The organism is Streptomyces sp. NPDC045846, from assembly GCF_056431605.1.
The window spans coordinates 1-11,858 of record NZ_JBWKKJ010000032.1 but is presented as its reverse complement, the minus strand read 5'-3'; the positions used below and the strand labels follow the sequence as shown (position 1 = coordinate 11,858).

8 protein-coding genes are annotated in these 11,858 nt (G+C 70.2%); 5 read left to right on the top strand and 3 right to left on the bottom strand.

Features of this window, described 5'->3' with window-relative positions:
• Positions 1–16: 16 nt before the first annotated feature.
• The 4 genes from AC07F3_RS40795 (at position 17) to AC07F3_RS40780 (ending at position 4,638) form a co-directional block, all read left to right on the top strand.
• A complete protein-coding gene (locus AC07F3_RS40795) occupies positions 17–595 on the top strand; it encodes a hypothetical protein (protein WP_479120065.1) in 579 nt (192 codons plus the stop codon).
• 181 nt (positions 596–776) lie between these two features.
• Entirely contained in the window at positions 777–2,267 is a 1,491-nt protein-coding gene (locus AC07F3_RS40790) for a peptidoglycan D,D-transpeptidase FtsI family protein (RefSeq protein WP_479120064.1), read from the top strand.
• 186 nt (positions 2,268–2,453) lie between these two features.
• The gene (locus tag AC07F3_RS40785) at positions 2,454–3,137 is read left to right on the top strand and encodes a response regulator transcription factor (RefSeq protein WP_479120092.1); all 684 of its coding nucleotides are present in this window, start codon (positions 2,454–2,456) and stop codon (positions 3,135–3,137) included.
• Positions 3,130–4,638 (top strand): sensor histidine kinase, encoded by a 1,509-nt coding sequence (locus AC07F3_RS40780; protein WP_479120062.1) that lies wholly within the window; start codon positions 3,130–3,132, stop codon positions 4,636–4,638. Before AC07F3_RS40785 ends, AC07F3_RS40780 begins: the two co-directional genes overlap by 8 nt.
• A 638-nt stretch (positions 4,639–5,276) precedes the next feature.
• Here AC07F3_RS40780 and murJ read toward each other — a convergent pair.
• Genes murJ through AC07F3_RS40765 form a run of 3 tightly spaced genes read right to left on the bottom strand, consistent with a single transcriptional unit; the run spans position 5,277 to position 9,344 of the window.
• A complete protein-coding gene (gene murJ / locus AC07F3_RS40775) occupies positions 5,277–6,902 on the bottom strand; it encodes a murein biosynthesis integral membrane protein MurJ (protein WP_479120061.1) in 1,626 nt (541 codons plus the stop codon).
• Positions 6,903–6,904: 2 nt separating this feature from the next.
• The gene (locus AC07F3_RS40770; RefSeq protein ID WP_479120060.1) at positions 6,905–8,095 is read right to left on the bottom strand and encodes a L,D-transpeptidase; all 1,191 of its coding nucleotides are present in this window, start codon (positions 8,093–8,095) and stop codon (positions 6,905–6,907) included.
• Positions 8,096–8,153: 58 nt separating this feature from the next.
• Positions 8,154–9,344 carry a lipid II:glycine glycyltransferase FemX gene (locus AC07F3_RS40765; protein WP_479120059.1) on the bottom strand — a complete coding sequence of 397 codons (1,191 nt, stop codon included), beginning with the start codon at positions 9,342–9,344 and terminating at the stop codon, positions 8,154–8,156.
• Positions 9,345–9,566: 222 nt separating this feature from the next.
• On the opposite strand from AC07F3_RS40765, the gene AC07F3_RS40760 reads away from it, so the two are divergent.
• Positions 9,567–11,795, top strand: a complete 2,229-nt coding sequence (locus AC07F3_RS40760) for a transglycosylase domain-containing protein (protein ID WP_479120057.1) — start codon at positions 9,567–9,569, stop codon at positions 11,793–11,795.
• Positions 11,796–11,858: the final 63 nt, after the last annotated feature.

Here is an 11,858-nt window from a genome sequence, read left to right as displayed (position 1 = left end):
CGGAAGGCGCACGGCGATGTCACGACGGACCGCGAGTGCATACCTGGTCGTACTGCTGACCGCGGTCGCGGCCTTGGCCGTGCTGGTGGCGCGGTGGTCCTTGATCGCCGGTTCGCCGGCGCTGGCGGACTACTCCGTGCTCGCGGTCGTGTGCGCGGTCATCGCCGCGGGGATGACCGGCGCGGGCCTGTGGCTGGTGTGGCGGAAGGTGCCGAACCGCCTCCCACGATTCCTCGGCGGCTGCCTGGTCGTGGGCCTCTGCGCGGCGTTGACCGGCGGCATGCTGTTCAGCTGGGCCAGTAGTGACGACCAGGGGCGCTACAACCGCGCCTTCGGTGCGGCGGAGCGCTGCCTGGCGGGCACCTCGTACGCCGCCCGCAACGTCACCATCGTCCATCTGTCGGACCTCCCGGCGAAGGCGGCGACGAAGACCGAGCCCGCCCGGCCGGCCATCTACAACCGGTTCGCGGCGCGGCCCGCGGATGCGCCCCGCAGCGACCAGCTCGTCCTGGACGACCCGAAGTCGGGCGACGTCCCCGTTCCCGAGGACGCCCACGCCAAGGGCCTCCTGGAGCAGCACGGGTGCCGCTGGTAGACGGCGCGCCGGACGGGCTCGCGGCTTCGGCGCCGCGCCGGCCGTCCGCAGCCACGGGCCCGCGCCCCGTACCGGCCCCCGGTCCCCCTGCCCCTTCCCATCCCAGCAACGTCGCCCGGCGGCCGACCCGTTGATGTCGGAAACCCCTGGGCCGAAGACACAGACGAAGAGAGCGGAATCAGTGAACAAGCCCCTGCGGCACGTGGCGGTCTTCTGTGGATTGCTGGTGCTGTCACTGCTGGTGCGGACGACCTGGATCCAGTTCGCCGAGGCCGACGCCCTGGCGAACCACAAGGACAACCGCCGGGTGAAGATCGCCGCATTCGCCAACCCGCGGGGCAACATCATCGTCGGCGGCTCACCGATCACCGGTTCGGAGGAGTCCTCCGGCGACTTCAAGTACAAGCGGACGTTCAAGGACGGCGCCATGTACGCGCCCATCACCGGGTACGCCTCGCAGCTCATCGGCACCTCCCTGCTGGAGCACACCTACGACAAGGTGCTCAGCGGGCGCGACGACCGGCTCGCCTTCGACCGCGCCAAGAGCCTGCTCACCGGCGAGAAGCCCCGGGGCGGCGACGTGATCACCACCATCGACCCGAAGGCCCAGGAGGCCGCCTACAAGGGCCTGACCGCTCTGAAGAACGCCAAGGGTGCCGTGGTCGCCATCGACCCGCGGTCCGGCAGCATCCTCGCCATGGCCTCGACTCCGTCGTACGACCCGTCGGTCTTCGCGGGCATTTCCGACGGGGCCAAGTTCAAGGAACTCGACGCCGACGCGAACAAGCCGCTGAGCAACCGGGCGCTGCGCGAGACCTATCCGCCCGGCTCGACGTTCAAGATCCTCACGGCCGCGGCGGCGCTGGAGACCGGCGCGGTCACCGACATCGACGCGTCCTCCGGCGCGGTGTCCCCCTATCCGCTGCCCCTGTCCACCACGACGATCACCAGCGACCCGGGTGACGCAGCCTGTGACAAGGTCTCGATGAAGCGGGCCATGGAGATCTCCTGCAACAACGTCTTCCTCAACGCGGCCGACAAGGTGGGGCGGGACAAGATGCGCGAGATCGCGGAGAAGTTCGGGCTCAACTCCACCTTCTACGACAAGGGCTTCGGGGACCTCGCCGCGGCCAAGAGCCTCTACCCGGACAAGCTCGACCGGCCGCAGACCGCGATGACGGGCATGGGACAGGGCAGCCTGACCAGCACGCCGTTGCAGATGGCCGTGGTGACCGCCGCGCTCGCCAACGACGGCAAGGTGATGCAGCCGCACCTCGTGGACGAGGTGCGCGGCCCGGACCTGTCGACGATCGAGAAGAACGAGCCCAAGCAGCTCAGCCAGGCCGTCTCCAGCGCCACGGCGAAGAAGGTCCAGAAGATGATGGAGGCCACCGCCACCGTCGACGACGGCAGCGCCCGCAAGGCGCGGATCGACGGGTTCACGGTCGGTGGAAAGACCGGTACCGCGCAGCACGGCGCCGACGTCCGCGAGGAACGGCCCTACGCGTGGTTCGTCTCGTACGCGAAGCAGGCCGACGGCACGTCCCCCGTCGCGGTCGCGGTGTTCGTGGACCCCAAGGACATGACGGACATCTCTCGCACCCAGATCTCGGGCGGCAAGCTCGGGGCGCCCATCGCCAAGGCCGTGATGGAAGCGGTCCTCAAGAAGTAGCGGACGCGTCCCGGCCCGAGTGGCCGGGCCTCTGGATCGGTGAATTCGCCCTGTTCTGAGGCCCGTTGCGGCCGATGCCGCCGCCCTCAACAGCACGTACGACTCAACACAAAGTGCATTGGCGGGCAACTACGCATCAAAAGGATGTTTCTCATGTGTTCGGTCAAATCTGGCATGCTGGGCGGCATGGAGATCCTGGTGGTGGAGGACGACCAGCAGGTCGCCACGGCGTTGCGGCGCGGTCTTGAGGCTGAGGGGTACACCGTCGACATCGCGCCGGACGGCATCACGGGGCTCCGGCTCGCCGAGCGCCATCAGTACCAGGCGGTCGTGCTGGACATCATGCTCCCGCGGCTGAACGGGTACCGGGTGTGCGCCGAGCTGCGCAAGGCGGGGGTGGCGACGCCGATCCTGATGCTGACCGCCAAGGACGGCGAGTACGACGAGGCCGAGGGGCTGGACACGGGCGCCGACGACTACCTCACCAAGCCGTTCTCCTACGTCGTCTTCATGGCCCGGCTGCGTGCCCTCATCCGGCGCGGAGGTGCTGGCACCGCACCCGACACGGTGCTGCACGCCGGTGACCTCTGGCTCGATCCAGGGGCTCGGCGCTGCGGGCGGGGCGAGACCCAGATCTCCCTCACGACCAGGGAGTTCGACGTCCTCCTTTGCCTGGCCCGCAGCGGCGGCCAGGTCAGGTCCAAGACGGAGATACTCGGCGAGGTGTGGGACATGGCCTACGACAGCGGCCCCGCCATCGTCGAGGTCTACGTCAGCGCCCTGCGCCGCAAGATCGACGCCCCCTTCGCACGGCACACCATCGAGACCGTCCGCGGCGCCGGATACCGACTCGCCAACGACAGTGCGTAGCCCGCTCGCGCGGCTCTCGACCGGGGCACGTACCGCCGTCGCCGCCGGGCTCGCCACACTGCTGCTCGCCACCGCCGGCGCCTGGTGGCTGCGACAGTACGTGTACGACTCGCGGATGGCGGCGGCCGAGGGGCAGGCCCTGAACCAGGCGCGGGTCATCGCCCGGGACAACGCGGCGGACCGGGACATCGGGGGGCCGATCATCCACGGGGACACGGTGGGCCTGCCTTACATCGTGCTCGACCCTCAAGGTGTCCCGGTGCTCACGGGCGACCCCTTCAAGAGCCAGTCCACCGTGGGCCACCCGTTCACACCGGCCCCCTCCAAAGCCATGCCGAGCTGGCACATCAAAGTGAAGGCGCGGTTCGAGGAACGCGAGGGCAAGGCCCGCAACCGCCTGTCCGGCAACACCTTCACCGCGTACGGCGTCTACAGCTACGTCAACCGGCTCGACCGAGCACCCGACGAAGGCACGGGCCCCGGGATCAGGAACGACTCCGGGCCCGGCATATACACCGTGTACGTCCTGGTCACCCCCTTCGCCGCCGAGGCCGCCGTCTCCGTCCTCGACCTGCCGCTGGCCGTGGGCATCCCGGCAGCCGCTCTCCTCGTCGCGGGCATCGCCTGGCTCTCCACCCGCCGCGCGCTGCGCCCCGTGGACGCGATCCGCTCCGAGCTCGCCGTCATCGGCGAGAACAAGCTCGACCGACGGGTCCCTGTGCCCAGAGCCAAGGACGCCATCTTCCGCATGGCCGTCACCACCAACGACACCCTCGACCGCCTGGAGCGCTCCGCCCAGGAGCAGCACCGGTTCGTCGCCGACGCCTCGCACGAACTGCGCAGCCCCATCGCGGCGCTGCGCACCAATCTGGAGGTCTCGCTCGCCCACCCGGAACGCACCGACTGGCCCCAGGCGACCGGCGAGGCACTCGTTGCGGTGCGCCGTCTCCAACAGCTCGCCGACGACCTGCTCTTCCTGGCCCGCCCCGCTGAATGCGACACCGCCACCGCCCCCGTCGACCTGGCCGACCTCGCCAAGGACACGGTCACCGAGCTGGTCCCGGCCAGCACACTGACCGTCACCGTATGCGCGCCGACGCGGGCCGTCGTGCGGGGCAGCCCGAGCCAACTGCGACGTCTGCTGCGGAACCTGCTGGACAACGCGGCCAGGCACGCGGAGCGCGAGATCACCGTGACGGTCGTCGCAATGGAGTCCGGCGTGCGTCTGGAGGTCCGGGACGACGGGTGCGGCATCCCGCCCGCCGACCGCGAGCGGATCTTCGAGCGCTTCACCCGGCTCGACGAGTCCCGCAGCCGCGACGCGGGCGGCAGCGGCCTGGGCCTTGCCATCGCCCGCGACATCGCGCGCCGGCACGGCGGCACGCTGCAAGCAGCGCAGACCCCGCCCGGACAGGGAGCACGGTTCGTGGCCGACTTCCCTACCAGACAACCGACTTCGCCCGAGGGGGCACATGGCACGCAGGCGAACGGCGGCAGTTGACCGTTTCCCAAAAGGAAGTTAAGGGTCCTCGGCATCCTTTAAGGCCGTTTTCTGCATGATGGCATCAATCAGCCAATCTGGGCTGAATGCCACCTCGCAGAGGAATGCCGGATGATGGTAGACGCGATGAGCCGACCCCCCTCGGATCCTGTTGCGCGCACGGGCGCGACAGCGGACGGGCCGGAGGTCGGCTCCGGGGCGGAGCCAACTCGCCGGTGGCACACGGTTGTTCGTGCCCTTTCGGCCTCCGCCGTCGCCCACGCGGAGCTGTCCCAGACGGGTGTGCCCATCGGGGACGGAATCACTGAGTGGTGAAGGGCCGCAGGCAGGTTTCGTGACGCCGTCCACGGGACCTTCGCTCCGGGGAACGGCTCCGTTGTTCCCCGGGTCCGGTCGCCTTGGCCCTGACGCCGGCGGCGTCGGGGGACTCGGCAGAGGTACGTCGTCACCGACGTGGCCACGGACAAGGTGCTCGACACCGACGACGGCACGGGTGACGGCGCGGCCTTGTCCAGTGGGCCCGCACCGACGGCCGCCCCCAACGGTGACGCGTCGAGCCGGACGCGGATGGCGCCGGGTTCTTCCGATCGGTATGTCAGGAAGCCTCGTCGCCGCGCTTGCTCCGGCAGCCCCCACCGTCACACCCGCCGCCGGGCCCACAACGCCGCGCCCAGCAGCGGAACCGCTCCGGCCGCCAGGCCGAGCAACGTGCCGGTGAAGCCTTCGCCCGTGAAGTGGGGCACCAGGTGGGCGATCCCATGGGCCAGTGCGGCCGCACACGCCGAGACGGCGGCGAACAGCGCGTGGCTGCGCAGGACGCGGCGGGTGTCCAGGCCGCCGAGGCGGCGGCGCAGGAGCCAGGCCGTGGCCAGGGCGGCCGCCGTGAAGGCGAGGCCGAAGGAGAGTGCCATGCCGATCACTGCCCAGCGGGTGGGCAGGAGGAGGTAACTGGCCGTCACCCCCAGGGCGTTGACGGCGAACACGATCAGGTTGAGCAGGAACGGGGTGCGTCCGTCGCGCAAGGCGTACAGGGTGCGCGAGAGCGCGTAGTTGGCCGAGTACCAGACGAGGCCGGGAGCGAAGGCCATCAGGGTGAGGGCGATGGCGTGTACGTCGCCGGGACTGGTGCGCCCGTGCCCGAAGGCCACGGTGGCGATCTGCGGCGCGAGGGCCAGGAACGTGAAGGCGGCGGGGACGGTGAACGCGCCGCTGCGGCGCAGGGCATCGGAGACCTGGCCGCGCAGCCTGGGCAGATCGGCGGCCGCGGCGGCCTCGCTCATCCTCGGCATCAGCGCGGTCACCAGGGACACGGTGATCACACCGTGCGGGACGATCCACAGCAGATACGCGTTGGAGTAGGTGGTGTAGCCGACGCCGTAGCCCACGCCGGCCGCGGCCGCGTGCTCGGCGATCCGGGTGGAGAGGCGGGTGACGACCCAGTAGCCGACCTGGTCGGTGAGGACCATGAGCAGGGTCCAGCCCGCCGTGCCGAGCGGCGCACCGAGACCGCTGCCGCGCCAGTCGAAGCGGGGGCGCCAGCGCACACCGGCGGCGTGCAGCGCGGGCAGCAGGGCAAGGGCCTGGACGACGATGCCGAGCGTGGTGCCGACGCCGAGGGCCTTGACCTGGTCGCCGGTCATCTCGCCGGCGGTACGGACGTCGTCCGCGCACACCAGGTAGAGGCCGAAGATCGCGCTCACGATGAGGTTGTTCAGTACAGGGGTCCACGCCATGGGGCCGAACCGGCCGCGCGCGTTGAGGACCTGGCCCAGCACGGTGAACATGCCGTAGAAAAAGATCTGCGGGAGGCACAAGTAGGCGAAGTGCAGGGTCAGTTCGCGCTGGGCACCGCTGTAGGACGTGTATGCATCGACGATCCACGGTGCGGCGGCCGTCGTCGCCACGGTGAGGGCGAGCAGGGCGACGGCGAGCAGGGTGAGCAGCCGGTCGACCGCGGCCGCACCGCCGTCCGGGTCCCGTTGGGCGGCGGCCACCAGGTGCGGGACCAGGACGGTGTTGAGGGCTCCGCCGATGAGCAGGATGAACAGGATGTTGGGGACGGTGTTGGCGACGTTGTATCCGTCGGCCAGCATGCCCGAGCCCAGGGCGGCCACCACGACCGCGGCCCGCAGGAATCCGGTGGCCCGGGAGGCCACCGCGCCGGCCGCCATGAGGAACTCCGGGGAGGGCCGCAGCCCACGGCCGACGGGCGGATCGGCGTCAGGCGCGGTATCCGGCGCCGTGGCCTCGGTCGCGGTGGTCAACGTCAGTTCCCCTGCCGCAGCGCGGAGTTGTGCTGCCACTGGTCGTAGGTGAGGTTCCAGTCGCCGTACCCGTTGCCGGTGGCCACCGTCTCCTTGCCGCCAGTCACCTGGAAGACGTCGCCGACCTGGGCCTCGTCGTAGAGCCAGGTGGCATCCGCGGTGGTGAAGCCGAGGCAGCCGTGGCTGGTGTTCGACGTGCCGATGGTGGCCTCGGCCCATTCGGCCTGGTGGGCGTAGGTGCCCGAGACGGTGAGCCGCATCGACTTTTGCACCATCTGGTCGTAGGCGGAGCCCATGCCGACGGTCTGGGAGTTCATCCGGATGGTGCCGTCCTTCGACATCAGGGTCATCTTGCCGTTCCACGTCTCGTGCTGCTCGTCGCCGCCGGTGACCGGCATCGTCTTGATGTCCTGTCCGTCGCGCTCGAAGGTGAGGCGGTGGGCGTTCAGGTCGACCTTCGCGATCTGGCTCTTGCCGATGGTGAATTCGGTGGAGTAGGAGCGGACGAGGTAGCGGCCGCCTCCGGTGTCGACGCCGTTGAGGTCGGCCTGGAGGGTGACCTTGGTGCCGGGCTTCCAGTACTCCTTGGGGCGCCAGTCGATCCGGTCCTTGTCGGTGAGGGTCTCCTTCACCCAGCCCCAGGACCCTTCGGTGTTGTTGTCCGTGGTGAGTTTGAGACGGCGTTCCACCGCGGCCTTGTCCTTGACGGGGTGGTCGAAGGTCAGCGAGACGGGCTGGCCCACGCCGACGGTGGACCCCTTGGACGGCAGCACCGTGACGGTCTCGGTCGTCTTCGGCTCCAGCGTCGTGAAGCTGCTGCGCGCTTCTGTCTCCTTGCCGTCGCCACCCTTCATCGTCACCCGCACCTGGTAGGTCGCCTTCGTGGCGAGCGGTGACTCGGGCACGAAGGCTCCGTCGCGCATCGCGCCGCCGACCGGCTTCCCGTCCGGGGCGGTGACCTGGACCGAGCCGAGCGTGCCGTGGTCGACGCGGATGGCTATGGGGTCACCCGGCTTGACCTCGCGGGCTCCGTCGGCCGGGGTGACCGTCATCCGGGGGACGTCCACGGGGGCCGGCTTCTTCTCGCCCGATCCGCAGGCGGTGAGCAGCAGTCCGGGGACCGTGATGAGGGCCAGAGCCGTTGCCTTCGCGCGAGGGGCCGGTATCCGGTGGGTGGCGTGATGGTGGTTCACGTGAGTCGAGGGCCTTCGTCAGCGGGGAGAATAGGGGGGCGGGACCGGCGGCGGGAGGTCAGTGGCGGCTGGCCCGATAGGCGCGGAAGGCAAGGTGCAGGGGACGGCTGAGCACCATGTCCCACTCGCCGAGGTTCTCGGCGACGTGGCCGCCGGTGCCGAGCTTCCAGCGCAGCAGTCCGTAGTCGCCGCCGTCCGGGTCGAGGCAGTCCTGCACACCGCGCATGTCGTACGTGGTGACGCCGGCGGCGCGGCACTTCTGGATCATCGACCATTGCAGGGCGTTGCTGGGGCGCACGGTCCGCCGGTGGTCGGCGGAGGCGCCGTTGAGGTACCAGGCGCGCCGGCCGACGGTGATGAGGGTGTGCGCGGCGAGAACCTCGCCGCCGTGCCGGGCGAGATGCAGTTCCATCCGGCCCGGGCGCTCGGCGTTGAGCTCCTCGTACTGCCGCTGGTAGTAAGGGAGTTGGCGGCCCAGGCTGAAGCCGTTGCGCTCCTCGGTGATCCGCTGGAGGCGGTAGAACTCCGCGATGTCGTCGGCCCCGCCCACCTCCAGGCTCACCTTGGAGGCGACCGCCTTCTTCACGTTGCGCCGCCACTGGGAGTTGAGGCCGCTCCACAGGTCGTCGGCGGAACGGCCGCCGAGCGGCAGGCGGAAGGCGAACCGCGGCTGGGCGTCCTGGTCGGCGGGCTGCCAGCCGAGGGTGCGCAGGCGGTCGGCGACCGTGGCGCCGACCGGGTCCACCTGGTCGGGCAGCACGTCGCGCAGCCGGCGCGCGCTGCCGTCACGGACCGCGTCGCGGATGGCGGCGGCCTCCCAGCGGCGGTGGTCCAGCGGCGGGCCGATGCGGACGGCGAAGGCTCCCTGCGCGCGCAGGTGGGCCACCAGGGGGTCGAGCCACCGGCTCAGGTCGGGTGTGCGCCAGTCGATGACCGGCCCCTCGGGCAGGTAGCAGAAGCGTCGGCCGAGACGGGGAATGGTGCGGCTCAGCACCAGGGCGGCGCCCACGATCCGTCCGTCCGGCATCCGCCAGCCGACGCTCTGGGCCTCCCAGCCCTCCTTGACCCGGCCCCACGACGGGATCTGCATGAAGCCAGCCCCGCCCAGGGCCCCGGCCTCCGGCCCTTCGGCCCAGGCGAGGTGCTCCTGCGGATCGAGGCGCACCAACTGCGGCTCACCGGACCCGTGACCGCCCTCGTGGTGCTGTGGACTGCGACCGGGGAGGACCGTGCCGTCGAGGTGGCGCATGCGCCCTCCTTTCCTGCTCGGTTTCCGGACTGGCGCCGGCGAATGCCGTGCAGTGTGCCCCGAACCGCCTGAAGATAAGCCAAATATCCTTAAAATCTCCCAAGGGAAGCCTTTCTTCCTATTTGTGCCAGACTGACGCCGGACAGAGCCCCTCGGGTGCTCGGGGGCGGCCACAGGGCCGCGCGGAGCGCCGGAACGTAGACGCACGGAGATCCGGGAATCATGAGCCGAGCCGCAGCACGACGAGGCACCCAGCGCAGGGCGGCCCGCCGCACCAGGAAGGCCGGGCGGGGCAAACGCAAAGGTCTGCGGCGCTGGTTCACCTGGCGCAAGCTGCTCGGCTACGCGATCGCGGTGTGCGCGCTCACCCTGGGCGCCTTCGTCGCGCTGTACCTCTACGTCGACGTACCCGAGGGCAACGCGGCGGCGACGTTGCAGAGCAACGTCTACATGACCAAGGACGGGCAGGTCCTCGCCCGCACCGGCAAGGTCAACCGGGAGTCCGTGCCGCTGGAGGCGATACCCAAGGACGTCCAGCACGACATGCTGGCCGCCGAGAACAAGGACTTCTACAGCGACTCCGGGGTCTCCCTCAGCGGCACCGTCCGCGGCCTCGTCAACACCGCGCTGGGCCGGGGCACCCAGGGTGGTTCCACCATCACCCAGCAGTACGTCAAGAACTTCTACCTCTCGCAGGAACAGACGGTCACGCGCAAGGCGAAGGAACTCATCATCTCGCTCAAGGTCGACCGTGAGGCGACCAAGGACGAGATACTCGCCGGCTATCTCAACACCAGCTATTTCGGGCGCCGTTCGTACGGGGTGCAGGCAGCCGCCCGCGCGTATTACAACAAGGACGCCAAGCAGCTCACCGTGGCCGAGGGCGCCTATCTCGCGGCGCTGCTCCAGGCGCCGAGCCAGTACGACTGGGCGAGTGCGACCGACGTGGGCAAGGCGCGCGTCAAGGAACGCTGGAACTACGTCCTGGACAACATGGTCAAGCAGGGCTGGCTCGACAAGGGGGCGCGGGACGCGCTCACCTTCCCCGTGCCGGCCGAACCCAAGCCCGCCGCCGGGCTGAAGGGCCAGACCGGGTATCTGATCAAGACAGCCGACGACGAGCTGCGCCGCCGCGGTGTCGACGGGCAGAAGCTCGACGCGGGCGGCTGGACCATCACCCTGACCGTGGACCCGGCCAAGCAGAAGGCGCTGGAAGCGGCAGTCCAGTCAGAGTTGACCAGCAAGATCAACCCGAGCGGCCGGGCCGCGGACCGCGCCGTGCAGGCGGGTGCGGTGTCCCTCGACCCGAAGACCGGGAAGCTGCTCGCCCTGTACGGCGGCACCGACTATCTGAAGCACTACATCAACAACGCCAGCCGCCAGGACTTCCAGCCCGCCTCGACCTTCAAACCGCTGATCCTCGCGGCCGCCGTGGAGCACCACTCCACTACGCAGGAGGGCCGGCGCATCGACGCGGACACCGTGTACGACGGCACCAACAAGCGCCCGGTGCGCGGCAGCAGCATCCCGTTCGCCCCCGAGAACGAGGACCAGAGGAGCTACGGCCGGATCTCCGTGCAGTCGGCGATGGACGACTCGGTCAACTCGGTCTTCGCGCAGATGGCCGTCGACGTGGGCCTCGACAAGGTCAAGGCGACCGCGACCGGCATGGGCATGAGCGCGACCAGCGGCTTCACCAACCATCCCGCCATCTCCCTCGGCTCCATGGGCGCCAGCCCCCTGGACATGGCCGCCGCCTACGCGACCCTGGACAACCACGGGCAGCAGAACGCCCCGACGATCGTGGAGTCCGTCAAGCGGGCCAGCGGCGCCGATCCAGGTCTCGGCATGGCGAAGCCCGGCCGGTCCATCAGCCGCGACGCGGCGGACTCGGTGACCTCCGTCCTGTCCGGCGTCGTCGACAACGGCTCGGGCAAGGCGGTGCGCACGGGGGGCTTCACGGCGGCCGCAGCAGGCAAGACCGGCACCTCGGACGACAACAAGTCCGCCTGGTACGCCGGGTACACGCCCCAACTGGTCACCGTGGTGGGCCTGTTCGGCGAGGGCGAGGGCGGGCGCCAGGTCAGCCTCAACGGCCTCGGCGGCGGCCAGCGCGCGGGCGGCGGCGGCTACCCCGCGAAGATCTGGACCGCGTACACGAAGGAAGCCCTGGGGGCGAACCCCACGGAGTCCTTCGACCTGAAGCTACCGACCCCGCCCCCCGCCCCGACCCCCACTGCGACCCCCACCCCGTCGTCCCGGCCGACCCCATCGACGACGCCGACCCCGACCCCGTCGGCCCCGAGGACGAGGGCACCGTCGTACTCTCCGGCGCCCTCACACTCCACGTCATCGCCCCCGGCACCGGACCCCGACCACTCGCCGAAGCCACCGAAGCCGGATCCGTCGGGTCAGAGGGAGGGAGTGTCCAATAGACGGCGGATCCGATGATCAAGGAGACGCCTGATGAGTGAGACCATGACCGAGCACGGGGCCGTGGAGGAGCCGGTCGTC